The 24,513-nt window shown below is 62.8% G+C and carries 20 protein-coding genes, 1 other RNA gene and 1 pseudogene; 12 read left to right on the plus strand and 10 right to left on the minus strand.

Going from position 1 to position 24,513, the window contains the following annotated elements:
• Nucleotides 1-2 precede the first annotated feature (2 nt).
• The 6 genes from zwf (at nt 3) to N4J17_RS06820 (ending at nt 11,271) form a co-directional block, all read left to right on the plus strand.
• Nucleotides 3-1,484, plus strand: a complete 1,482-nt coding sequence (gene zwf / locus N4J17_RS06795) for a glucose-6-phosphate dehydrogenase (protein WP_198324275.1) — start codon at nt 3-5, stop codon at nt 1,482-1,484.
• Nucleotides 1,485-1,987: 503 nt separating this feature from the next.
• The gene (locus tag N4J17_RS06800; RefSeq protein WP_198324274.1) at nt 1,988-2,191 is read left to right on the plus strand and encodes a helix-turn-helix domain-containing protein; all 204 of its coding nucleotides are present in this window, start codon (nt 1,988-1,990) and stop codon (nt 2,189-2,191) included.
• A complete protein-coding gene (locus N4J17_RS06805; protein WP_198324273.1) occupies nt 2,188-5,082 on the plus strand; it encodes an SNF2-related protein in 2,895 nt (964 codons plus the stop codon). Before N4J17_RS06800 ends, N4J17_RS06805 begins: the two co-directional genes overlap by 4 nt.
• Nucleotides 5,083-5,094: 12 nt before the next feature.
• Nucleotides 5,095-6,810, plus strand: coding sequence for a DUF262 domain-containing protein (locus N4J17_RS06810; RefSeq protein WP_198324272.1), 1,716 nt, complete (start codon nt 5,095-5,097; stop codon nt 6,808-6,810).
• Nucleotides 6,811-6,817: 7 nt separating this feature from the next.
• Nucleotides 6,818-8,533, plus strand: a complete 1,716-nt coding sequence (locus tag N4J17_RS06815; protein WP_198324271.1) for a site-specific DNA-methyltransferase — start codon at nt 6,818-6,820, stop codon at nt 8,531-8,533.
• Nucleotides 8,533-11,271, plus strand: coding sequence for a DEAD/DEAH box helicase family protein (locus N4J17_RS06820; RefSeq protein WP_198324270.1), 2,739 nt, complete (start codon nt 8,533-8,535; stop codon nt 11,269-11,271). Before N4J17_RS06815 ends, N4J17_RS06820 begins: the two co-directional genes overlap by 1 nt.
• Before the next feature lie 21 nt (nt 11,272-11,292).
• On the opposite strand, the gene N4J17_RS06825 is transcribed toward N4J17_RS06820, so the two are convergent.
• The 6 genes from N4J17_RS06825 to N4J17_RS06850 all read right to left on the minus strand — a co-directional run bounded on the left by N4J17_RS06825 (nt 11,293) and on the right by N4J17_RS06850 (nt 15,022).
• Complete coding sequence (locus tag N4J17_RS06825; protein ID WP_198324269.1) at nt 11,293-11,751, minus strand: lysozyme; 459 nt, start codon at nt 11,749-11,751, stop codon at nt 11,293-11,295.
• On the minus strand, nt 11,748-12,224 hold the full coding sequence (locus N4J17_RS06830; protein WP_198324268.1) for a hypothetical protein: 477 nt from the start codon (nt 12,222-12,224) through the stop codon (nt 11,748-11,750). Before N4J17_RS06830 ends, N4J17_RS06825 begins: the two co-directional genes overlap by 4 nt.
• Nucleotides 12,221-12,523 carry a DUF6127 family protein gene (locus N4J17_RS06835; protein ID WP_198324267.1) on the minus strand — a complete coding sequence of 101 codons (303 nt, stop codon included), beginning with the start codon at nt 12,521-12,523 and terminating at the stop codon, nt 12,221-12,223. Before N4J17_RS06835 ends, N4J17_RS06830 begins: the two co-directional genes overlap by 4 nt.
• An 83-nt stretch (nt 12,524-12,606) precedes the next feature.
• Nucleotides 12,607-12,828: a hypothetical protein gene (locus tag N4J17_RS06840; protein ID WP_198324266.1), complete on the minus strand. Its 222-nt coding sequence runs from the start codon at nt 12,826-12,828 to the stop codon at nt 12,607-12,609.
• On the minus strand, nt 12,821-14,827 hold the full coding sequence (locus N4J17_RS06845) for a hypothetical protein (protein ID WP_277458570.1): 2,007 nt from the start codon (nt 14,825-14,827) through the stop codon (nt 12,821-12,823). Before N4J17_RS06845 ends, N4J17_RS06840 begins: the two co-directional genes overlap by 8 nt.
• A 24-nt stretch (nt 14,828-14,851) precedes the next feature.
• Nucleotides 14,852-15,022, minus strand: coding sequence for a hypothetical protein (locus N4J17_RS06850; RefSeq protein WP_232470760.1), 171 nt, complete (start codon nt 15,020-15,022; stop codon nt 14,852-14,854).
• Nucleotides 15,023-15,045: 23 nt separating this feature from the next.
• Between N4J17_RS06850 and N4J17_RS06855 the strand changes: the two genes are divergently transcribed.
• Genes N4J17_RS06855 through N4J17_RS06865 form a run of 3 tightly spaced genes read left to right on the plus strand, consistent with a single transcriptional unit; the run spans nt 15,046 to nt 16,150 of the window.
• Nucleotides 15,046-15,309, plus strand: a complete 264-nt coding sequence (locus N4J17_RS06855) for a hypothetical protein (RefSeq protein ID WP_277458572.1) — start codon at nt 15,046-15,048, stop codon at nt 15,307-15,309.
• Entirely contained in the window at nt 15,309-15,680 is a 372-nt protein-coding gene (locus tag N4J17_RS06860; RefSeq protein WP_198324265.1) for a site-specific recombinase resolvase, read from the plus strand. The genes N4J17_RS06855 and N4J17_RS06860 overlap by 1 nt, the downstream gene beginning before the upstream one ends.
• Nucleotides 15,677-16,150 (plus strand): hypothetical protein, encoded by a 474-nt coding sequence (locus tag N4J17_RS06865; protein ID WP_198324264.1) that lies wholly within the window; start codon nt 15,677-15,679, stop codon nt 16,148-16,150. The genes N4J17_RS06860 and N4J17_RS06865 overlap by 4 nt, the downstream gene beginning before the upstream one ends.
• A 307-nt stretch (nt 16,151-16,457) precedes the next feature.
• On the opposite strand, the gene ssrA is transcribed toward N4J17_RS06865, so the two are convergent.
• Nucleotides 16,458-16,813: a transfer-messenger RNA gene (gene ssrA, locus N4J17_RS06870) on the minus strand.
• A gap of 120 nt (nt 16,814-16,933) precedes the next feature.
• Nucleotides 16,934-17,404, minus strand: coding sequence for a hypothetical protein (locus N4J17_RS06875; protein ID WP_198324263.1), 471 nt, complete (start codon nt 17,402-17,404; stop codon nt 16,934-16,936).
• 238 nt (nt 17,405-17,642) lie between these two features.
• On the opposite strand from N4J17_RS06875, the gene cysD reads away from it, so the two are divergent.
• On the plus strand, nt 17,643-18,551 hold the full coding sequence (gene cysD / locus N4J17_RS06880) for a sulfate adenylyltransferase subunit CysD (protein WP_338457672.1): 909 nt from the start codon (nt 17,643-17,645) through the stop codon (nt 18,549-18,551).
• Between the two features lie 187 nt (nt 18,552-18,738).
• On the plus strand, nt 18,739-20,388 hold the full coding sequence (cysN, locus tag N4J17_RS06885) for a sulfate adenylyltransferase subunit CysN (RefSeq protein WP_338457673.1): 1,650 nt from the start codon (nt 18,739-18,741) through the stop codon (nt 20,386-20,388).
• Between the two features lie 118 nt (nt 20,389-20,506).
• Here cysN and N4J17_RS06890 read toward each other — a convergent pair.
• Together N4J17_RS06890 and N4J17_RS06895 are read right to left on the minus strand one after the other, a co-directional pair.
• Nucleotides 20,507-21,469 (minus strand): annotated as a pseudogene (locus N4J17_RS06890) (transposase).
• Nucleotides 21,470-21,501: 32 nt separating this feature from the next.
• Nucleotides 21,502-23,847: a DNA internalization-related competence protein ComEC/Rec2 gene (locus N4J17_RS06895; RefSeq protein ID WP_232470577.1), complete on the minus strand. Its 2,346-nt coding sequence runs from the start codon at nt 23,845-23,847 to the stop codon at nt 21,502-21,504.
• Between the two features lie 64 nt (nt 23,848-23,911).
• Between N4J17_RS06895 and N4J17_RS06900 the strand changes: the two genes are divergently transcribed.
• Nucleotides 23,912-24,508 (plus strand): DUF2062 domain-containing protein, encoded by a 597-nt coding sequence (locus N4J17_RS06900; RefSeq protein WP_198323497.1) that lies wholly within the window; start codon nt 23,912-23,914, stop codon nt 24,506-24,508.
• Nucleotides 24,509-24,513: the final 5 nt, after the last annotated feature.

The raw sequence follows: 24,513 nt of genomic DNA on the forward strand, positions 1-24,513 counted from the left end.
CCATGAGTCAGCTCCAACTTCCCAAATCATTCAATCTGGCGTTTTTCGGCGGTACCGGCGATCTGGTGACCCGCAAGCTCCTGCCGGCAATGTATCAATGTGACAGGAACGATCTGCTGGTTCGGGATGGGCGCATCTATTGTCTTGGCCGGCAGGACCTGACCCAATCGGCGTATCTGGCGAAGATCGAGGAAAAAGCCCGGGAGTTCGTCCCCAAGGCGGATTGGGACGACGGCCTGTGGTCGGCTTTTCGCTCCCGCTTGCAATATGTCCGGGTGGATGCCGGCGAGCCCGCCGAGTACGTAGTCCTGAAGGAGATCCTGGAGGGCAATCCGGCCGAGGTGAATGTGTTCTTCCTATCGGTCGCGCCGTCGTTATTTACCACCGTATGTGACAATCTGGCCCGCCAGGGTCTCAACCGGCCGGACTGCCGGGTCGTCCTGGAGAAGCCTCTGGGGCACGATCTCGCCTCTAGCAACGCGATCACCGACGCGGTCGGCAAGCATTTTCGGGAAAACCAGATCTACCGGATAGACCATTATCTGGGCAAAGAGTCGGTGCAGAATCTGATGGCGCTGCGGTTTGGCAACGCGCTGTTCGAACCTTTGTGGCGGCGGGAATGGATCAGCAATGTACAGATCACCATTGCCGAAGAGGTCGGAATCGGCAGTCGCGGCGGGTTTTATGAAGGCACGGGCGCGTTACGGGATATGGTGCAAAACCACCTGCTGCAATTGCTTTGCTTTATTGCCATGGAGCCCCCGGTCAGCCTCGATTCCAATGCAATCCGCGATGAGAAGCTCAAGGTGCTGGAATCCCTGGTACCTTTCAAGGACGAGGATGTGCTCAAGAAAACAGTACGCGGACAATACCGTGCCGGCAAAGTGCGGGGAGACCCGGTGGTGGCGTATACCGAAGAAGCCGGCATACCGCCAGACAGCAAGACCGAAACCTTCGTGGCGATCAAGGCTGAGATCGCCAATTGGCGGTGGGCGGGGGTGCCATTTTATCTTTTCACCGGCAAACGCCTGCCTAAGCGGCTTGCGGAAATCGTGATCAATTTCCGCGATGTTCCTCACCAGATCTTCCCTTTGGCGCCGGGTGCCGCGGCTGTGCCGGCGAAGCTGGTGATTCGTCTGCAGCCGGACGAATACATCCGCCTTTATCTGTATGGGAAGCAGCCGGGGGACACGATGGAGCTGCGGCAGGTATATCTCGATCTGAATTTTGCCGGTGCTTTCAACGATAAAACACGAAGGGCGGAAGGGTACGAACGCCTGCTGATGGATATTATCCGAGGCAACCAATCACTGTTCGTCCGGCAAGACGAGCTGGAGCAGGCATGGCGCTGGGTGGAACCGATCCTGAAGGTTTGGGCGGCTGACCCGGCCGGACTCAGGCTGTATGCGGCCGGTACCTGGGGGCCGGCAGCCTCGGCGGAACTGTTGTCACGAGATGGATTCTGCTGGCACGATGAAGAATGACGGCAGACTCAGGGACCAGTGCATTTCAAAGAGGGCTCCGCTTGTCGTCCTTGAAAGAAACTGCCGTCCGTCCCGGATCATCGCCTTGTCCAAAGGCTCACGCTGCCTCCGCTCCTTACCACAACACCCTCTGCCTCCAAGGCTGCGAACGGCTCAATTGGGAAACGGTGCAACGGGTGGCGCCGAGGAAAAACCCGCGAAGTCTGGATGCTTGCGGGTTCGTGGGACTGGGTGAAACTGGGGATTGGTGGCGGGAGCGGGAACCGAACCGCTCCCGACCCTTATGACCAAATATTAACGCGAAGCTCTTGAGGGTAAGCGCCTAGAGAATTTGGCCGTTTCGATGCTGAGACTGCCTGCCAGTGCGCAGGCGCTCCGTCGCACGTTCCACCCTGAAAACCGCTCGCAGGCCGGGTGCAGTTCCCGACTGGTCGGCGTCGCCCGCTTGTGGGAGAATTTGCAAAACTTGGCAATCAGAATTCAACGTCTGCATAGGAACGGCAATGGCAGAGCCTGATGGCGACATCCTGACCTTGGACGAGGTTGCGGCCTATCTGAAGGCGGGCAAGCGCACGGTCTACCGGCTCGCCGCGAGCGGGGAAATCCCGGCGTTCAAGCTCGGCGGGACGTGGCGGTTCCGGCGCTCTGAGCTGGATCGGTGGATCGCCGCCAGTATCAACGAGACAAAACCCAAGGGAAGGAAATGACGCAACCGCTCCTGACGCCACACCAAAGCCAGTACGTCGCATGGCTGCTCACCCGCCGCGCGGCGGCCGACACCGTCGAGTCGCTGGCCTCGACGCTTGTCGATTCGCAAGTCGATCTCAACCCGCATCAGGTCGATGCCGCCCTCTTCGCCTGCCGCAACCCTCTTTCTCGCGGCGTCATCCTCGCCGACGAAGTGGGGCTCGGCAAGACCATCGAGGCAGGCTTGGTCATTTCACAACGCTGGGCAGAGCGGCGGCGCAAGATTCTCATCATCGTCCCGGCCAACCTGCGCAAACAGTGGCATCAGGAACTCCAGGACAAGTTCAGCCTGCAAGGGTTGATCCTCGAAGCGAAGAACTACAACGCCATCCGCAAACAGGAGCGTCAGAACCCATTCCTGATGGCCTCCGGGCCGATCATCTGCTCCTACCAGTTCGCCAAGGCCAAAGCCAAGGACATCAAAGAAATCGCGTGGGACTTGGTCGTCCTCGACGAAGCGCACCGCCTGCGCAACGTCTACAAGACCAGCAATGTCATCGCCAAGACGCTGAAGGAGGCGATGGGGCACGTCCATTCCAAGGTGCTGCTCACGGCCACCCCCTTGCAGAACTCGCTGCTGGAACTCTACGGCCTCGTCAGCATCATCGACGACCGCGTCTTCGGCGACCTCGACAGCTTCCGCGCGCAGTTCACCGCCAATGGCCGCGATCAAGCGTTCAGCGCGTTGCGCGAACGGCTGTCAGCCGTCTGCAAACGCACGCTGCGCAAGCAGGTGCAGCCCTATGTCTCGTACACGGCGCGCAAGGCCATCGTGCAGGAGTTCACTCCGTCGACCGAGGAACAGGAACTCTCGCGTCTCGTCGCCGAGTACTTGCGCCGCCCCAACCTCCAGGCGCTGCCGCAGAGCCAGCGGCAACTGATTTCGCTCGTCCTGTGGAAACTGCTGGCGTCCAGCACGCACGCCATCGCGGGCGCGCTGGAAACGATGGCCAAACGCTTGCAAGGTGTGCTCGATGCCTCACCCGTGGTCGATCTGACCGAAGAACTGGATGAGGACTACGAATCGCTGGACGAAACCGCCGAGGAGTTCGTCGAGGGCGATGACGACACGCCGCCAGATGCCGCCGGGCCGAGCAAGGAAGAACGCGCCGCCATCACGAGCGAGATCGACGAGCTGCGCCACTTCAAGACGCTGGCCACGAGCATCCGAGAAAACGCCAAGGGCAAGGCCCTGCTCACGGCTCTGGACAAGGCCTTCGCCGAGCTGGATCGGTTGGGCGCAGCCAAGAAGGCCATCATCTTCACCGAATCCAGACGCACGCAGGATTACCTCATGAGCCTGCTGGCCGACACGCCCTACGGTGACGGCATCGTCCTCTTCAATGGCACCAACAGCGACGCCCGTGCGCAGGCCATTTACAAGGACTGGCTCCAACGCCACGAGGGAACCGACCGCATCACGGGCTCCAAGACCGCAGACACCCGCGCCGCACTGGTCGAACATTTCAGGGAACGCGCAACGGTGATGATCGCTACCGAAGCGGGCGCAGAAGGCATCAACCTGCAATTTTGCTCACTGGTCATCAACTACGACCTGCCCTGGAACCCGCAGCGCATCGAACAGCGCATCGGGCGCTGCCACCGCTACGGCCAGAAGCACGACGTGGTGGTGGTGAATTTCGTCGATTTGTCCAACGAAGCAGACAAGCGCGTCTATGAGTTGTTGTCACAGAAGTTCCAGCTTTTCGAGGGCGTCTTCGGTGCCAGCGACGAGGTGTTGGGCGCCATCGGCTCCGGTGTCGATTTCGAGCGTCGGATTGCGGAGATTTATCAAAACTGCCGCGAGCCCGAAGAGATCAAAGCCAGCTTCGAGCAGCTCCAGCTCGATCTGTCGAGCGAAATCAACGAGGCGATGGTCAAGACACGGCAGCTGCTGCTGGAAAACTTCGACGAAGAAGTGCAGGACAAGCTCCGCATCCGCGCCGAAGACAGCCGCAGTGCACGTAATCGCTTCGAACGCATGCTGATGAATCTGACTCGCGCCGAACTGGGTGACTGCGCCGACTTCGACGACGACGGATTCAATCTAAGACGCGCGCCGGATGGCATTGAGGCCAGCGGACTCTCGGGCATAGCGCTGGGCCGCTACGAACTGCCGCGCCGTTCCGGCGAGGCTCACCTGTACCGCATCCACCATCCGCTGGCGCAGTGGGTCTTGCAGCAGGCCAAGTCGCGAAAGCTCGATGAGGCAAAACTCGTCTTCGACTATGACGAGCATGGCACCAAGGTCAGCACCCTGGAGCCCTACCGCGGCAAAGCCGGGTGGCTCACCTGCAAGCTGCTCATCGTCGAAGCCTTGGGCAATCAGGAACAGCATCTTCTGGTCGCAGCCACCACCACTGACGGTGTGACATTGGCAGAAGACGATCCGGAGAAGCTGCTGCGCCTGCCTGCCAGCACACGAGCGGCGGGTCTGTTCCACCAAGTGGGCAACGCCTCGTTGTCGGCAGACGTCGAGAACCGAAAAAGCAAACTGTTGCGGGAGATCAATCAACGCAACCTCGGCTACTTCGAGCAGGAAGTGCAGAAGCTGGACGCCTGGGCGGACGACTTGAAGCTCGGGCTGGAGCAGGAGATCAAAGAGATCGACCGCGAGATCAAGGAGGTGCGCCGCACCGCCGCCACCGCGCCGACGCTGGAAGAAAAGCTGTCCTGGCAAAAGAAGCAGCGCGAGCTGGAAAGCAAGCGCAGCAAACTGCGCCGGGAGCTGTTTGCCCGGCAGGATGAAGTCGAAGCACAGCGCAACGACCTCATCAGCCAGTTGGAGGCGCAGCTCCAACAGCAGGTCGAAGAGCGGACGCTGTTCACCATTGAATGGGAACTGAAATAGGAAAGTACACACATGGCCGCCACCAACTTCAGCACCGCCAACCGCACCTACCGCGAACTGCTCGGCAATGGCCAAACCTATCGCATCCCGCGCTTCCAGCGCGATTACTCCTGGGATGAAGAGCACTGGGAAGATCTTTGGACCGACCTACTCGGCACGCTCCCCCCCGATGGCGAGCCGGCGCATTACATGGGCTATCTCGTATTGCAGACCGCCGACAACCGGGAATTTGAAGTCATCGATGGCCAGCAGCGGCTGACCACCCTGAGCCTTGTCGTGCTCGCCGCCATGCGCCTACTCGGCAAGCTCGTGAGCGAAGGCAAGAACGCCGCAGACAATCGAAAACGGCTGGATCAATTGCGTGCCACCTATATTGGCTATCTCGACCCCGTAACCCTGGTGACGCGCAACAAACTCGCGCTCAACCGCAACAACGACGCCTACTACCGCGACTATCTGGTCACACTCGCCGAGCACCTGCCACAGCGTGGCTTCCCCGCTTCCACCCACGCCATGCGCAAAGGGTTTGAATGGTTCGAGCGCCGCTTGCGTGACCACGCCAAGAACGCGCCGGATCAAGGCATGGCGCTGGCGCAGTTCATCGACACCATGAGCGACAAGCTCTTCTTCACCGTCATCACCGTGGCCGACGAACTCAACGCCTACAAGGTATTCGAGACACTCAACGCGCGTGGCGTGCGCCTATCAGCCACCGATCTGCTCAAGAATTACCTGTTCTCCGTGCTCGCGCGCGGCAACGAATCCGCGCACGAACTGGACGAACTCGAACGGCAGTGGGAAAAAATGGTTGGCCGTTTGGGGCAGGAGAGCTTCCCCGACTTTCTGCGGATGCACTGGAACAGTCGGCAGAGCTTTGCCCGCCAGTCCGAACTGTTCAAAACCATACGCAGCCGCATCCAGAACCGCGAGGCGGTGTTCAACCTGCTGCGCGAGATGGACGAGGACATCGATGCCTACCTCGCGCTGACCCAGCCCGAAGGCTCGCAATGGCCGCCCGCGTGCAAGCAGAGCGCGAAGGAACTGCGCATGTTCTCGGTGCGCCAGCCCTATCCCATGCTGATGGCCGCACGGCGCAAGCTCGGGGATGCCGACTTCGAGGCCCTGCTGCGCGCCACCGTGGTCATCGCTTTTCGCTACAACGTCATCGGCGCGCAGCACACGGGTGAACAGGAGCGCATCTACCATGCCGCCGCCCTGAGGCTGCACAAAGGCGAAGCGAAGATCCTTGCCGACGTGCTCGAAACCCTGCGCCCGATCTACCGTGGCGATGACGCCTTTTGCACCGACTTCGCCGACAAGAGCATCAAGACCACGCAAAGCCGCAACGCCAAAATCGTGCGCTACATCCTGTGCAAGCTGGAACGGCAGGCGGGCGGTATCGATTTCGATCCCGAGTCCGCCGCCTACACCATCGAGCACGTGTTGCCGCAGTCGCCGCAGGGGGGCTGGGAAGCGTTTTCCGACCGGGACCTGGACACCTTCATTTATCGCCTCGGCAACATGGTCATGCTGGAGGCTGGCAAGAACAAGGACATCGCCAACCAACCCTACGCCGACAAGCGCCCCGTGCTCGCCGCGAGCAGCCTGACACTGACGCGCACGCTAGCCGAAGAAAACAGCGACTGGACGCCCGAACGCATCGAGGCGCGCCAGAACGCGCTCGCCAAACTCGCTACCGCCGTCTGGCGCATCGCCCAACTGAGTTGAACCCCGCATGAGCAAACAAAAACTTGAACTCACCTGGATCGGCAAGGACAAGCGCCCCAAGCTGGAACCGCGCATCCTGCTCGAAGACCCGGAGAAGTCCTACCACGCCAAGCACCGCGTGACGGAAAACGACATTTTCGATAACCGCTTGATCTTTGGCGACAACCTGCTGGCCTTGAAGGCGCTGGAGGCGGAGTTTGCGGGGAAGGTGAAATGTGTGTTCATTGACCCGCCCTACAACACCGGCAGCGCCTTCACCCATTACGACGACGGGCTGGAGCACTCTATCTGGCTGGGGTTGATGCGCGACCGGCTGGAAATCATCAAGCGGCTGCTCTCGGAGGATGGCTCGTTGTGGATCACGATTGATGACAATGAATGTCATTACCTCAAGGTTTTGTGTGATGAGATTTTTGGACGGGTGAATTTTGTTTGCAATGTCGTTTGGCAAAAGAAATACACAATAGCTAATGATGCAAAGTGGCTTTCGGATAATCACGATCATGTCTTGGTGTATGCCAAAAACAAAATGTTATGGAAGCCAAATAAAATGCGGCGCACAGAAGAAATGAATGCGCGCTATAAGAACCCCGACAACCATCCGAAAGGCCCATGGAAAGCAACTCCGTTGCACGCCAAGAGCGGATCAGAGCTAAACAGAAAATTTACTTTTACGTTTAAGAATGGGGTTGTGTGGAGTCCACCGCCAGGAACTTATCCGCGCTTTTCCGAAGAAAGTCTCCGTCGGATGGATGAGAATAATGAAATTTGGTTTGGCAAAGATGGAAAGGCATCACCTTCCCGGAAAACATTTCTGTGCGATATAGTGGAAAGCGGCACGCCGAGCCCTACCGTATGGCTCCATACCGACGCTGGGAATAACCACGAAGCTAGAGACGAAGTAAAAGCATTCAACCAGGAAAATCCCTTTGATACGCCAAAGCCAGAAAAGTTATTAGGCAGAATAATTCATCTGGCCACCAACCCCGGCGACCTCGTCCTCGACTCCTTCGCCGGTTCCGGCACGACCGGCGCCGTGGCGCACAAAATGGGCCGGCGCTGGATCATGGTGGAGCTGGGCGAGCACTGCCACACGCACATCATTCCGCGCCTGAAGAAAGTGATCGACGGTGAGGACCCGGGCGGCATCACCCAGGCCGTGGGCTGGAAAGGCGGCGGCGGTTTTCGCTACTACCGGCTGGCGCCCACGCTCATCGTCAACGACCGCTGGGGCAACCCGATCATCAACCCCGAATACAACGCGGCGATGCTGGCGGAAGCCTTGGCCAAGCTGGAGGGCTTCACCTACGCGCCGTCCGAGGTGCATTGGTGGCAGCACGGGCACTCCAGCGAGCGCGACTTCATCTACGTCACCACGCAGAACCTCTCCGCCGAGCAGTTGCAGGCGCTGTCCGACGAGGTGGGCGGGGAGCGCAGCCTGCTCGTCATGTGCAGCGCCTTTCGTGGCGTGACGGCGGCGCAGGCGGCCGAGCGCTGGCCGAATCTGACGCTCAAAAAAATCCCCAAGGCCGTGCTGGCCCGCTGCGAATGGGGTCACGACGATTACAGCCTGAACGTGGCCAACCTGCCGATGGCCAAGCCCGATCCGGTTGAGCCTGCGGCGGCAGTCGAGGCCGCCAGAAAAACCCAGAACAGGAAGGTTACCGCTGCGAGCTTGAATCAGGGCGGTCTCTTCGATCAGCACAACGGGGAGAACGAATAATGAACAGCCGCGTCCTGCACGCCGTCACCGGTCGTCTTTCGCTTCGTCCGCCGCAGGAGGAATCGCTCAAGCGGCTGGCTCGCGCGCTCGAAGCCTCGCCCGATCTTTTGCGCCACGAGCGCGATGTCACGTCGATTCTTTCCTCGCTGAAGGCCGAATTCCCCACGCTGGAGGACTTTGAGCGCGAATTCCCCTCGCTGTGCTTCGCGCTGGCCACGGGTGTGGGCAAGACACGACTGATGGGCGCGTTCATCGCCTATCTGCACTTGGCGCATGGCATCAACAACTTCTTCGTGCTCGCGCCCAACCTCACCATCTACAACAAACTGATCACGGACTTCACGCGCAACACGCCCAAGTACGTGTTCAAGGGCATTGCCGAATTCGCCCAGCGCCCGCCGCTGATCATCACGGGCGACAACTACGACCAAAGCGGCGCGGCGGTGGACGACGGCGCCTTGGGGTTGGGCTTTGATGTGCGCATCAACATCTTCAACATTTCCAAGATCAACTCCGAAGTGCGCGGCGGCAAGGAGCCCCGTATCAAGAGGATGCGCGAGGTGTTGGGCGACAGCTACTTCAACCATCTGGCGAATCTGCCTGACCTTGTGCTGCTCATGGACGAATCGCACCGCTACCGCGCCAGCGCGGGCGTGCGCGCCATCAACGAACTGAAGCCGCTGTTTGGCCTGGAGGTGACGGCGACGCCCTTCTTGGAGTCAAGCCGCGGGCCGGTGCCGTTCAAGAACGTGGTGATGGACTACCCACTGGCACAGGCGATGGAGGACGGTTTCGTCAAGGAGCCTGCCGTGGTCACCCAGCGCAACTTCGACGCCAAGGCCCATACGCCGGAGGAAGTCGAGAAGACCAAGCTGGAAGACGGCGTGCGCCTGCACGAAACCACGAAGGTGGAGCTTGTCACCTACGCCCGCGAAAACGGTGTGAAGCCGGTGAAGCCTTTCATGCTCGTCATCGCGCGCGATACCACGCACGCGGCGAGTCTCTTGGCGCTTCTGGAGTCAGAAGCGTTCTACGAAGGGCGTTACGCGGGCAAGGTGATCCAGGTGGATTCCAGCCGTACCGGCGCAGAAGAGGAGGAGATGATCACGCGCCTGCTGGCCGTGGAGAGCGTGGACGAGCCGACCGAGATCGTGATTCACGTCAACATGCTCAAGGAGGGCTGGGACGTGACCAACCTCTACACCATCGTGCCGCTGCGCGCTGCCAACGCGCGCACGCTCATCGAGCAAAGCATCGGGCGCGGCCTGCGGCTGCCCTATGGCAAACGTACCGGCGTGGCGGCAGTGGATCGCCTGAACATTGTTGCCCACGACAAGTTTCAGGAAATCATCGACGAGGCCAACCGTGGCGATTCACCGATCCGGTTGAAGCAGGTGATCCTTGACGCACCGAGCGCGGACGACAAGAAGGTGAGCGTGCAGGTGGTATCCGGCGCAGCAGCTCGCCTCGGCTTGACCGACACGCCCGTCCTGCAAACAGCCCCCTCGGGCGCAACCGATGAGGCCGCAGTGACAGCGGCGCCGAAGCCGGTGTTCGCCACCGAGGCGGAGAAGCAAGCAGCCCGCGTCGTGATCGAGGTTATCGGCAAGCTGGAGACGCAGCGCGACTTGGTGCCGACCAGTGGCGCACTGCTCACACCGGAGGTGCAGAAGGTCATTCAGGCGGAAGTGGCGGAGCGTTTGCGCCCGATGCAGGGCAACCTGCTGGCAGGAGTGGACGGGGCCGTTCCCGCCCTGGACCTTTCGGTCGTTGTGGCGAAGACGACGGAGATCGTCGTTCAGCAGACCATCGACATCCCGCGCATTTCCGTGGTGCCCAAGGGTGAGGTCACGACCGGTTTTCGCCCGTTCCGGCTCGACGTGAGTCAGCTCCATTTGCAACCGGGTGAGCGGGAGATCGTCGGCCAGATGCTGCGCACCAACGAGCAGTTCACGCTGGCTTCGGAAATCGGCCTGAAAGAGCAGCGCCCAGAGGACTACATCGTCCACGCGCTGGTGGACTTCGACGACATCGACTACTTCACCCAGGCGGATTTGCTCTACGACCTGGCGGGGCAGATGGTGCAGCATCTGCAAAGCTATCTCACGCCGGATGAGGTGATCCATGTGTTGGACCGTGAGCGCCGCTTGATTGCGCGGGAAATCCACGCCCAGATGATGGCGCACTTCTTCGAGGAGGCGACCGAGTTCGAGGTGCAGGTCAGTCGCGGCTTCACGGCACTCAAGCCGTGCAACTACACGGCCACGGCGGGACAAGCCCCGCGCCATTTCCGCGAAACGGTGGAGGACGTGGGGCGTATCAAGCAGATGCTGTTCGGCGGATTCACCAAGTGCCTGTACCCCCTGCAGAAGTTCGACTCGGACACCGAGCGGCGTTTTGCCGTCATCCTGGAACGCGACGCCAACAAGTGGTTCAAACCCGCAAAGGGGCAGTTCCAGATCTACTACAAGCTCGGCACTGAGCAGCCGGAGTACGTCCCCGACTTCGTTGCCGAAACCAATTCCACGATCTTCATGGTGGAAACCAAGGCACGGGGCGACATCGACTCACAGGAGGTTCAAGCCAAAGCCGCTGCAGCCGTGCAGTGGTGCAAGCACGCCTCGGAGTACACGTCGACCATCCAGGGAAAGCCCTGGAAGTATCTGCTGGTGCCCCATGACGAGATCAATGAATCAAGGCGTTTCACGGACTTCTTGCGTTTCGAGGCACGGCGCTGAAGCGGGCAAACACGAAGTGCATCAGGCACATAGGAGACACACTTCTGCCTCTCTGCGCAAGGCCAGCCCCGGCAGCGGTTTTCCGCGGCCATAGATCCACCGTTGCAGTTCGGTGGCTGCTGACAGCCAATCCCGCTGGTTCACCCGTCGCCGCAGGGTCGAGGTCTGCAAGCGACCGCCCCCGAGGTTGAACGTGAAGTCAACGATGGCCGCCAGCCGCTCCTCGGGCTCCGTGGCCAGTACCGGGCAGTAGCGCAGCGCGGCGGTGGCCGCCGTCTGCACGTCACGGGCCAGATAGGCCTCGGCTTCAGCCTCGGTGATCGGCGGATGTGCGGCATCGCAGAGATGGCCGTAGCCAATCGTCCAATACCCCGCCGGGCAGATGTACGGATGCGCGCGCCCTGGATCGGACTTCGGTACCCGGTGGAAACCTTCGAAGAGCTTGGCCAGGTCGATGGCTGTTTGCGGTACAGCGATCACGAGCGCACCCGGTCGAACACGCGGCCGAGGAACCAGAAGTTCAGCACCCCGGCCCACAGCGCCTGATCGGCCTCTGTCCAGGCGCGCAGGATGGCCTCGCCCCAGCCAGCACCGGCAGTCACAGCTGCCGCGAATGCCGCCGTCTTGGCGGCGCAGTACAACGTCATGAACCAGTAGGTGATCACCGGCCTCACGCTGGCGGACAAGGCATCGGCCCAGCGCACGCCGGATCGGTGCCCTTGCGCGGCGACCGCCTCGCGCAGCGTCTCGATGGCGCCGACGTTCCACGCCGCATCGGCACCCGCGCCGATCTCGGCCATGCGCTGGGCGCCGCGCAGTTTCTCGAACTCCAGCGCCTTGTCCTGCATGGCAAGCTCGTGGCTACGCTCGCCCTTGCGGTCGAGCCACTTAAGGATCTCCGGCGCGAGACGGAAGGCCCCGCCCAGGAGACCACCGAGCAGGGTCTCGATCATTGGCCGCCTCCCACCAGCTTCAGCTTGATGGCGGCGCCGACCAGCAGCGCGGCCAGGATGCCGGTCGTGACCACCTTGACGATGGTCTGCCAGGCGGTGCGACGGGCGTCGCGCCACGCGTCGAGCAGGTCGCGCAGTTCGCGGATGTCGCGCGCGGCGCTGCCGTTCTCCAGGCCCAGGTGGGCGAGGTATCGCTCGGCCCCGCGCTGGGCGGCGAGGTCGAGCAACTCGTCGAAGTCCTCCTTGCGCAAGAGGAGCATGTTCTCGACGAGGGCCGGCTTGTGGTCAGGTTCGGTCATGGGTGGTCTCCAGAAATGCGAAACCCGCCCGACGCGTGAGCATCAAGGCGGGTCTCAGGGATGAATGCGGGATCAGCGCCGCTTCAGATCTCGATCAGCTCCAGCATCAGGGTCGGTGCGATGCCTTCCACGATGTCGTCGCGGACGAACACGTTCTGGCCGATGGCGGCGGTGCCGCGGGCCTTGATCCGGCCGCCACCGGGCAACTGCACGGTGACCACGCCGGAACCAGTCTCGATGACAGTCCCCGCCTGCAGCGGCGGGTCGGGGATCAACTGGCGGAACTGCTCGTAGAGGTTATGCATGGCCCTGGACTCCCAGCGTCTGCCAGACCTCCGGCATCCCGGCCTCGACTTGCGTCGAACGCACGAGGCCCAAGCGGGTCACGCTCCCGTCCTCGTACTCGACGAAGGCACCCGGCTCGATGATTCCGGTCTCCGCGAGCACCGGCAGGCGCAGGCTCACCTCGATCTGCTGCCCGGTGTCGGCCAGCACGGCGAGGCCGCGCTGGCGCGCGGCCGCGGCCTCGGTGATCAGGGCGTCAACGACCATGGGCGCCAGCGCGTCGCCAGCAGTGCCAGCACGGGTCACCTGCCCGAGCACGCCCACGTCCTGCCCGGAGACGAACACCCGGTTGTAGGCGGGCTTCTCGATCCAGCGCAGCGACTCCCGGGCGACGGCGTCGACCGGCAACACGTAGTCGGGCGTAACGGTGCCCCATTCCCAGGGCGCCACGGGATATCGGTGCCGAACCCGCAGCGTGTGGGTGGAAGCGTGCGGCAGCAGGTAGCCGCCCGCTGCTGCGGCGATGCCGGCCAGCGCCTCGATCCACGTCCCCTGGCGGGCGAAGGCGCGCGCCGGCACGTTCCAGTCGGTGAGCCCCCAATCGACAGTCCAGCCGAGCGGGATGCCGTTGAGCGTGAGCACGTCGTCCATCAGCTGCCGCGCGGTGCGGCCTTCGGTGTTCGAGAAGGTCATCACCGGCGCGTAAGGCGCGGCCAGCACGGCGTTGTGTCCGCGCCCCGAGACGCGGACAGCGGCCTCGCCGAAGCTGCGCTCCCGGCTGATGTTCTCGGCGAGCACGCGGAAGTCGGTACCGTTGACGGTGGCGATCAGCTCGACCGGCCGGGTGCCGCTTCCCGGCACGACCAACGGTTCCGCCTTCGCCGGCAGTTGGGCCTCGAAGCCCCAGGCCCAGGACGCCGCATCGAGCGACAGCGACAGGCTGAGCACCGGCACCTCGGCGCCATCCGGTACCCGGTGCAGGCTCACGTTGTTGATCACGAAGTACACCCTCCGAACAGGAACGACCACCGGCTCCCCATCGGGAGGTGGCGAGTCAATGTGGTTTTCACAAACGAACAGCAAGTGGCTGTCCGCAGGGGCCAATGCCGCGAACAGCAGGTGGGCGCTCGGCGTGTAGCAAGGTTGAGGCGCGGGCGGCTCTGGGATCACCCAGATGCTGATCCCCGGCGGTGGTGGCACGGCATCCTGATACCGGCCGCGCCATCCCATCGCTGATGGACTCGCGCTCTGAAAATCACTCCCTTGGCGCTGGGTGAGCTGCCGCGCGGTTTGCCAAGGGCTCACCCGTCCCGCGCGCTTGGTGCGGTCGCCGTCTTGATGAAGAAACCCCGTCGCATCGCGCAGGCGGGACGCGTTCTGAAACAAGCTCAGTCGAGCCAATTCGAGATACGTGCCATCCTGATGCGCGAACCACGTCAAGTCGTGGAAGGGCCGAGCCTGTTGCTGGCCCGTTCGATGCTGCGCAGGCAGCGAGGCCAAGACCGGAGGTAACCGATGATCGACGCCTTGAGGCGCGGCAATCGTGCGCCGCCAGAACGTCTTCCAGCCTGCGGGCGTCGCAGCCGTATCCTGCTGGCCCTGCTTCGCGCCGTCCTCCGTCTGCTTCGCCACCTGCCAGAGGTGCGAAGTCCGACCTACCGTGGGACGCTGCGTGTGCGACGCGTACCTGACCTCTCCGGTGAACACGACGCCGGGCAGGCTTGCGCCAGCACCAGCCCCCACATTCAAGGGCACGCTCGGGCGCAAGACCAGTGACTGCACCGTCAGGCCCGGGAGCTGGGCTAACAACTCGGCCCGTGCCGGTGGGATGAACTTGATCGTGACGACCGGCAGCGGCAGTGTGGCCTGCACCGTCACATCGTCGCGCGGCGCGATGTAGTTGGCCCCGAACACCAAATTGGCGTCGGTGGCGGCAGGTTGATCGAAGAGCAGATCGACCAGGGGCGGACCGACGACTACGGTGACGGCGAGCGCGGGCAACGTGGCGACCAGGGTCACCTCGTTAGACACGGCAGGCACGGCTTACCCAAGGATGGCCGACACCATCCGGGCGTCACCGCCCAGATAGAGGTTGGTGCTGGCCAGCTTCACATCGCCATCGCCGTCGGTACCGCTGCAATCCAGATCCAAAGCCGTGACTTCGTTGCCGTTGACCAGCCGCGCCCACGTGGCGACGCCGGTGCTGGTGATCAATCCGTCCTCCTGTTGCGTCGGTGGTGCGCCATATCCAGCGCAACGGTGGTCAGATCGACGAGGCCACCACGGTGATGGCGATGGGGCGGCTCAACGACGTGTGGGATCAGTTGTTCCCGGTGGAGCGCCACCGCATCGCCAACCTGATGATCGAGCGCATCGACCTCGTCCACGTCGGCGAGGTGCAGGGCATCAAGGTGAAGTGGCGGGAACTGGGCTGGGACGCCCTGATCGGTGAGTTCGCCCCAAGGGGCATCGGCGCGGAACTGGTGGAGGTCGAAGCCTGATGGACGACATACTGGAAACCTTCGTGCCCCTGACGTTTCGCCGCCGGGGCGCGCGGCGGGTGGCCGCCGACGACCGCCAAGTTCACGATGTGACGCTGCTGGAGGGGGTGGCACGCGGTTTCTACTGGCAGCACCTCGTGGACACCGGTGTGATGAAGAGTGGATCAGACATTGCCCGGGCCGAAGGACTGCACCCCTCGGTGCCCAACGAGCTGATGCGCCTGACCCTGCTCGCGCCTGACATCCTCGAACTGCTGATGGCCGGGCGGCAGCCTCGCCGGATGAACCTGATCTGGTTCCAGCGCAACCCGCTGCCGGTGGATTGGGAGGCGCAACGCCAGATCGTGAAGCGCTTTGAGGAGGACGCATGAGCAAGAAGCACCGGGGCCGGTTCAAGGGTGATCCGGTCACCTATCAACTGCCGAACCCGGCAGGCGGCGTGCAACTGGAAACCTTCGTGCCCTGGACGCTGGTGAAGCGGGGGCTGAAGAAGCAGGTCATCACGCCCTTGGACGCGCCGCAGGAATTTCTCTCCGAGGCCACCCGGGAGCGGGAAGCCCGGTCGGCCGCGCAAGACACCGCGTTGATGCGGGCGCTCGGACTGGCGCACCACTGGCAACGCCTGCTGGATGAGCAGCGGGCGGCATCGGTGGCCGAGATCGCCAAGGCCGAAGGCATGGACGTGACGCAGGTGCGCCGGGTCATGCGGCTGACGCTCCTGGCCCCGGATGTCGTGGAACGGCTGGTGGGTTCGCCCGACGCCGTGCTGGAGAAGGTGATGCGCCGCCCCTGGCCCAACGCCTGGGGCGACCAGATGCGCGTGCTCGCGCCACCAGGGTAAGCGCGTCGCACCCAGCGCCAGCAACCGCCTGCGGGCGGTTTTTTTGTGGCCGCTTGGCACTCGGTCGCCACCGCTACAGGAGTTGCCAACCACAACCGACAGCCTCTAAACCCGCGCCGCCAAAGCCAGTGGCCTCAAGAACGCTCGCGAGACCACCAGAGAAAACGGAGAACAGAGAGGCGCCCGTAGGGACAAAAACGCAGGGGCTGGAGGGGTGGCGCTCGCGAGGCCATGCCCGGAATCCGCGCCAACACAGGGGGAAACGGGCGAAAAAAAACCAACCGAGAGTGGTTGGTTTTTGGAATCTTGGTGGAGGCGGCGGGAATTGAACCCGCGTCCGCAAATCCTCTGCCATCGGTTCTACATGCGTAGCCACTCTATTGATTTAACCGGCCGCTACCCGGGTGGCAGGGAAGACGAACGGCGATTCCGTTGGGTTTTAGCGCTTCGGCTCCGGACAGGCTTCAGCGCGAGCTTACAATTGGGTTACCCCCAATCAGCCGCTTGTAAGCGAGCTGCTGATCAGAGGCCGGCCGGCTTAAGCGGCCAGTGCGTAAACGTCGTCGTTGGCGTTTATTTGGTTTGCAGATTGATTTACGAGGTTATCTGCACCTCGGCATGCCCCTCAGGTTTCGCGATCCACGTCGAAGCCATGTCGCCCCCGAGTTAACATGTCAGACCGCACGGTTTGGAGAAAGTTTCCCGCGCGGCCGACCAATGCGCATTATATCAGAAAAGCCGTCGGCTTGGGCGACAGGTGTACGGCCCATTCCACTGCGTGCGTCAGATTTCGTGGAGCATCTGCTGCGTGTCGCGGACGATGCGCTGTTTTTCCTTTTCGCTTGCCTCGGCCAGATTGTTGAAGACGTCCCGGGCTTTGGGATCATCCATTTCCGCCGCTGCTTCCTTGTAGAGGGTTACGAGCGCGTCGTCGAACGCGCAGGCCACTTGCACCAATTCGTCGACAGTCATGCCGGGACGGGGCGTGGCCTTTACCAGCAGTTCTTCGACATGGTCGCTGGGGGCGAACTGCAGCCAGGTATTGAGAACGGCGCTGCGGGCGTTTTCCTCGAAACGCTCCAGCATTTCCTTCTGTTCGTGTTCGTGCCAGCTTAGATAGTCGAGAGCCATTTTCAACCGGATTTCCGACTCATCCGTTTGTTTTTTCAGGTTTTTGTAGTAGTCCCGAATCTGATCGTGGAGCGCTTTGCCATGATCCAGAACATCCTTGACCTGTTCGAAGTTTCTCATCATGTCATCCTCCGTGTTGTAGGTCGCTTCGGATTTTTGCTGTGGCCCACCAAAATGTCAGGGTGATTGTCACGGGGCCGTGATGTTGAAATTCGGCTCCTCAGGTCGCCATATAACGCTTCGGCGGGGTGGAGTCAATGGCCTGGTTGACTGGCGGAATGTTCGGCATGAGCCGAGATGGGCGTTGTGGTATTCTTATTGAATTTCACCGAACCTAATGTTCCCTCGGCTGTACCCCCCCATGAATCCCCACAGATTGACCCACCTGAAGCACCTGGAATCCGAGAGCATCCACATATTTCGGGAAGTGGTGAGCGAATTCGAGCGGCCGGTGATGCTGTACTCGATCGGGAAGGACTCGGCGGTGATGCTACATCTGGCGATGAAGGCGTTTTACCCGGGCAAGCCGCCGTTTCCGTTGCTGCACGTCGATACCACCTGGAAGTTCCGCGACATGATCGCCTTCCGCGACCGGCGGGCGCGGGAGCTGGGGCTGGACCTCATCATCCACGTCAACGAAGAGGGGGTGCGCGAGGGCATCAACCCTTTCGTGCACGGCAGCAAGAAGCACACCGACATCATGAAGACCGAAGCGCTCAAGCAGGCGCTGGCCCGGTACCGCTTCGACGCCGCCTTCGGCGGAGCGCGCCGGGACGAGGAGAAATCCCGCGCCAAGGAACGGGTGTACTCGTTCCGCGACCGGCATCACCGCTGGGACCCCAAGAACCAGCGCCCTGAGCTGTGGAATCTGTACAACGGCAAGATCAACCCGGGTGAGAGCATCCGCGTGTTCCCCCTGTCCAACTGGACCGAACTCGACGTGTGGCAGTACATCTACCTGGAAAACATCCCCATTGTCCCGCTGTACTTCGCCGCCGAGCGGCCGGTGGTCGAGCGCGACGGCATGCTGATCATGGTGGATGACGAGCGCATGCCGTTGTTGCCGGGCGAAGTGCCGCTGCGGAAGAAGGTGCGGTTCCGCACCCTGGGCTGTTATCCCTTGACCGGCGCCATCGAATCCGAGGCCGCCACCTTGCCCGAGATCATCCAGGAAATGTTGCTGACCAAGACCTCCGAGCGCCAGGGCCGGCTCATCGACCACGACCAGGCCGGGTCCATGGAAGAAAAGAAGAAGGAAGGGTATTTCTGACCGTTATGGCCCAAGGCTGTCGCAGCTGCCCCGATGGCCATGACGACTTCCCTCACCCCGCCCCGATGGTTCCGGCCCGTCCTGCCCGGAACCCTGGGGACGAACCGCGTTCGCCCCCCTCCGCTCGCGGCGGGGGGCAGGGAGGGGAATGATGAATTTATTTCGCGATGTTTGATCGATCACGCCTATGTCACACCAATCCGACCTCATCGGCACCGACATCCATGCTTATCTGGCCCAGCACGAGCAGAAGGAGCTCTTGCGGCTCCTCACCTGCGGCAGCGTCGACGACGGCAAGAGCACCCTGATCGGGCGGCTGCTGCACGATTCCCAGATGATCTACGAGGATCAGCTCAGCGCGGTGCGGCGCGACAGCGTGAAATCCGGCACCACCGGCGGCGAACTCGATCTGGCCCTGCTGGTCGATGGCCTGCAGGCCGAGCGCGAGCAGGGCATCACCATCGATGTGGCCTACCGCTATTTTTCCACGGCCCAGCGCAAGTTCATCATCGCCGACACCCCCGGCCACGAGCAGTACACCCGCAACATGGCCACCGGCGCTTCCACCTGCGACCTGGCCATCATCCTGATCGACGCCCGCCGCGGCGTGCAGGTGCAGACCCGCCGCCACAGCTACATCGTCTCGCTCCTGGGGATCCGGCACGTCCTGGTCGCCATCAACAAGATGGACCTGATGGACCACAGCGAAGCCGTGTTCGACCGCATCCGCGCCGATTACCTCGCCTTCGCCGACAAGCTCGAGCTGCATGACGTGCGCTTCATCCCGATCTCCGCCCTGCACGGTGACAACGTGGTGCACAAGAGCGCGGCCATGCCCTGGTACGGCGGGCCGCCTCTGCTCGAGCTGCTCAACACCCTCGAGATCGCCCAGGACCGCAACTTCGATGACCCGCGCTTCCCGGTGCAGTACGTCAACCGCCCCCACCTCGACTTCCGCGGCTACAGCGGCACCGTCGCCGCCGGGGTGTTCCAGCCGGGCGATCCGGTCTTGGTGCTGCCGGCCAAGACCCGCAGCCGGATCCAGTCCATCGTCACCTACGACGGCGAGCTGGAGGCCGCCTTCCCGCCCCAGGCCGTCACCCTCACCCTGGAAGATGAAATCGACCTCAGCCGCGGCGATCTCCTGGTGCATCCGGACCGCCTGCCGCACCTCGACAGCCGCTTCCAGGCCCACCTCGTGTGGATGACCGAAGCCCCGCTGATTCCGGGGAAGCAATACCTCCTCAAGCACGCCACCCGGACCCTCACCGGCTCGGTGGCCGCCATCCGCCACCGGATCGATGTCAACACCCTGGAACGGCACCCCGCCGGCCAGCTCCACCTCAACGAGATCGGTCTGTGCGAGCTGGCCTTGAGCGCGCCGCTGGCGTTCGACGCTTACGCCCGCTGCAAGGGCACCGGCGCTTTCATTCTCATCGACCGGCTGACCAACGCCACCGTCGGCGCCGGCATGATCTTAGGGCCGGTGCAGGGTGAGACCGGCTTCCGCAAGGTCACCGCCGAGGAGCGCGCCGCCCGCTTCGGCCAGAAGGCCGTCACCGTCTGGCTCACCGGCCCTCAGCGGCACGACATGGCTTATCGGCTCGAGCGGGCGCTGTTCGATATCGGTCATCCGGCGACGGTGCTCGAAGACGAAGGCCTCGGAGCCGAGCTGATCCGGGCGGCGCAACTTGTCAACCACGCCGGGCTGATTTGTTTGTGTCCGCTGGCGCATACCGATCTCGGTACGGGCGAGGGGCGGCTGGTGCTGTCGGTGGAGGGGCGGGATGTGGCCGACCTCATTGAGGCGTTGCGCCAAGAGGGGATTCTGTCCTAGCAGCCTGTCGGACTGAAGGTTGAGAATTGCATGTTAAGGCGAAGCGGAGGGTTGGATTTTCAAGATGATCGAGCCGATGAAATGGCTGAAATGGCGGTCGAGTGATCCCGCCCCTGCTTTAGGCGGGCATCAGGGCGAACATCCGCCGCACATTCCAGGCCAACGTCACCAGATGCCACTCGCCTTTGACCTTTTGCAGCCCGCGCAAGGAGAATTGCCGGAATCCCATCACCGATTTGATGATGCCGAACACCGGCTCCACCGTCTGCTTGCGCAGCGCATACAAGCGTTTGCCCTCTGGGGTTGCCAGTCGATGCGCCATTGTCTGCATCGGCGTGGGATTCCCGGGCGCGGGCCCGGCTTCCTCGAAGCGCTTCTTCCAACCCGGGTGATGCTTTTCGCGCCCCAGTGCAATCAGTGGTGCGATCCCGGCGGCTGCGCAACCATTCACATTGGCCGCGGAGAAATAGCCGCTGTCGGCCAGCACGCTTCGCGAATTGCCAACTCTTCCGGAATCGACAGGCCGTCGGGCACGTCCGAGCGATCTTCGGCTTCCGCCAGCGCCAGCAGTTCGGCCACTTCCTGCCGCAGCTTCGCTTCGAGCTTGTTGGCGTGTTCGTAGGACAGCGCACTGTGGCGCGAGGCATTGGCGTGAATCTTGGTGCCATCGAGCGCCACCGTGCCGAGTTTCGACAGGCCCATCTCGCGCGCCAGCATCAGCACTTCGACGAAGAGGCGCTCGATGTCCTCGAGAAAGCGGCGGCGGAAGGTGGCCAGCGTGTCGTGATCGGGGTGGCTGTTGGCGGCGATGAAGCGGAAGGCCACCGAGTCATGGGTGGCACGCTCGATCTTGCGGCTGGAGAACACGCCGGTGGCGTAGCCGTAGATCAAGAGGCAAAGCAATGGCCGGGTGATAGGACGCCGAGCCCGAACCGCGGTAGGCGCGGGTCATGGAAGACAGGTCGAGTTTGTCGGTGACTTCCACCACGAAGCGCGCCGGGTGGCGTTCGGGCAGCCATTCGTCCACCGCGGGCGGCAGCAAATATCCTGTGCTACGGTCTATCGGACGGAAGTTACTCATGGCAGGCTCGCTGTCAAAAAAGATTCTCGCGATTATCGCCTTTCAGAATGCCAGACGGTTAAGTCCGACAGGCTGCTAGGCGCAGCGTCGTGCCAATAGCGGCGATGGCTCAGACGGTAGGGAACGATCTCGGGTCCGGAGCCGTCGGCAGCGGGCAGGACGGTCAGTGCGCCGCCACTGGCGGTGTCGAATACCCGGATGCCGAAGCGCCGGTAGCGTTCCATCACCTGGGGACTCGGGAATCCCCAGCGGTTGCGATAGCCGGCCGAAACCAGAACGGCGGATGGCCGCACTTCGCTCAAGAATTCCGGGCTGGACGAGGTTTTGCTGCCGTGATGTGGCGCAACCAGTACCGCGCTCGCCAGCGCGGCCCCAATGCGCGTAACCAGCCCGGCTTCGGCGCCGCGTTCGATGTCGCCGGTCAGCAGTGCACTGCCCTGATTGGCGGTGATCTTCAGCACGCAGGAGGCGTCGTTTCCGGTACCTCCCTCGGCGGCGGGCGGCCACAGCATTTCGAACCGCACGCCGTCCCATTGCCAGCTTTGCCCGGCTTGGCAGGGTCTTGCGTCGGGATGCGAAAGTTTGTCCGGTACGCTGCTCAGTGCCGCAGCAACCGGGAAGTGTTGTAGCAGTGCTGCGGCTCCTCCGATGTGGTCGTTATCGCCATGGCTGACCACGAGGGTGTCGATGGCCGAGATGCCGCGGCTGCGGAGATAGGGCCCCAGCACCGCCGTGCCCATGTCGAAGCTGTCGCTCAGGCGTGCGCCGGTGTCGAATACCAGCGTATGGGCGTGGGTTTCCACAACGCTGGCCAGCGCTTGGCCGACATCCAGCACGGTGAGCCGGTAGCTGCCTTCGGGCGGCGGAGGCGGGGCCTGGGTTGCAGCCGGCAGCAGCAGGAACAGGCCCAGCCAGCGTCCCGGAATGCCGCGCGGAATCATCAGTACCGTTGCGCCGAAGGCCGCGAGCAGAGCGATCGGAAACGGTGGGGCGGCGTGCTGCCATTGCGCCCAGGACGGGGCGGAGAGCCATTCCAGGACTTTCCAGGTCCAGGCGACGAGCGTTTCCGTGAGTTCCATCAAAACCGTCCCCGCAGCGGGCCAGACCAGGAGCATCAGGGCGCTGAACAGCGCCAGAGGCGTGATCGCCAAGCCCAGCACCGGAACGGCGAACAGATTCGCCAGGGGTGATACCAGTGAGATCTGGCCGAAGAAGAACAACAGCACCGGCGCGAGGCCGAGGCTGGTGGCCCAGTTGGTCCAGGCCAGTCCTTGCACGAGATTGGCGCGGTGCAGCCGGCCAGTCAGCAAATAGAGGATGCACCCGACTGCCAGAAAGGACAGCCAGAACCCCGGCGAGGTCACGGACAGGGGGTCGAGCAGGACGACGGCGGCGAGCGCCAATGCCAGGGTATGGGCCGGGCGGAGATGGCGCTGGGCGATGACGCCGCCCATGGTGATTGCGATCATGAGCAGCGCCCGCCGCGTCGGTATCGCGAAGCCGGTGAGGGCGGAATAGGCGGCTGCCGCGGTGATCGCCGCCCTGGCCGCCAGGGCGGGGGGCGGCCAGCGCATCACGTGCAGCAGGGCGGTGGCTCTTGCCGTGACGCCGTAAGCGAGGAGGGCAATCAGGCTGATGTGGGAGCCGGAAATGGCGATCAGATGGGCGGTGCCGGTGCGCCTCAACACCTCCCACTGGGGCGGGGTGATGGCATCTTCTGCGCCCATGACCAACGCCCGGATCACGCCGTCGAAGGGGCTGCCGGCCAGGGCGGCATGGATGCGATCCGACAAGGCCTGACGCCAGGCGCCTGGCAGCCAGGGGTTCGCCGGCTTCAACAGCACGTTGCCGGCAGACTCGCGTACATAGCCGAGGGCGCGGATGTTTCGGGAGAACAGCCAGAGTTCGTAGTCCATCCCTCCGGGGTTGAGCATGCCGTGCGGGCGTTTGAGGCGGATGGTCAGACGCCAGTGCTCGCCGGCGCGGACAGTATGTCCGGGGTCGTACCAGGTCAGCCGGAGATGCTCGGGAACCCGGTATTCCGCCGGACCGACGATCCGGTCGACGTCGAATTCGAAACGCATGCCCCGTTCATTCGGCTCCGGCAGGCTGGCGACGGTGCCTTCGACGCGGATGTCCCGGCCTTCGAGCTCTCGGGGCAGGTCGTCATGCAGGCGGAGGAGGGCGAAGGCCGAGGCCCAGACAAAGCCCAGCAGCAGCGCGCAGCCGAGAAACCGGCGGTAGAAGAAGAGGATTGCTGCTGCGATGGCGAAGCCGGCCAGCAGTCCCGGCGACGGCAGGTCCGGCAGCGTCTGCACGGCGATCACGCCGCTTACGAAGCCCAGCAGCGCCGCCATGCCGCCGCCGCCCGCGTTCATCTTTGCAAACGGAGCACGTACAATAGCCGCCCCGGCTGACAACCTCATCAGTACAAGACGCCTCATGCCCAAGAAGATTCTCAAGCGTTACATGCCGGATCGGCAACGGATCAGGGAGATCAAGAGTCTCGAGTTCCTCGGGGAAAGACTGCATGCCCCGAATCTTTGGCATCTGAACCGGCGTTCGGTGTCGCGGGCATTCGCCGTGGGGTTGTGGGCGATGTACACCCCGCCCCTGCCTTGGCAGATGATCATTGCCGCGATCCTATCCATCTATTTCGACGCCAACGTGCCGATCGCCGTGGCGCTGGTGTGGATTACCAATCCCCTGACCTGGGTGCCGATGTACTATTTCGCCTACCTGGTCGGGACCTGGGTCCTGGGGCTGGATTCTTTTACTTTTACCGAGTTTTCCTCGTTCTTCCGCATCGAAACCGCATGGAGCCTGGGGGCCCCACTCCTGGTCGGCTGTTTCACGCTCATGAACCTGGGGGCCGTGCTGGGCTATTTCTCCATCCGCTGGCTTTGGCGGCGCTCGGTGCGGCAGCATTGGGAGTTTCGCAAACTGCGGTCCAAGCCGCTGAACAGCCATTATTTAGTGAACCTGAGCTGCCGGGCCTACTGGAAGCTGCTGCACCTCCACCACGCCGACAAGCTCTAAGCCCG

Origin of the sequence: Methylococcus capsulatus (genome assembly GCF_036864975.1) — a bacterium.
In the GTDB taxonomy this organism is placed as follows: domain Bacteria; phylum Pseudomonadota; class Gammaproteobacteria; order Methylococcales; family Methylococcaceae; genus Methylococcus.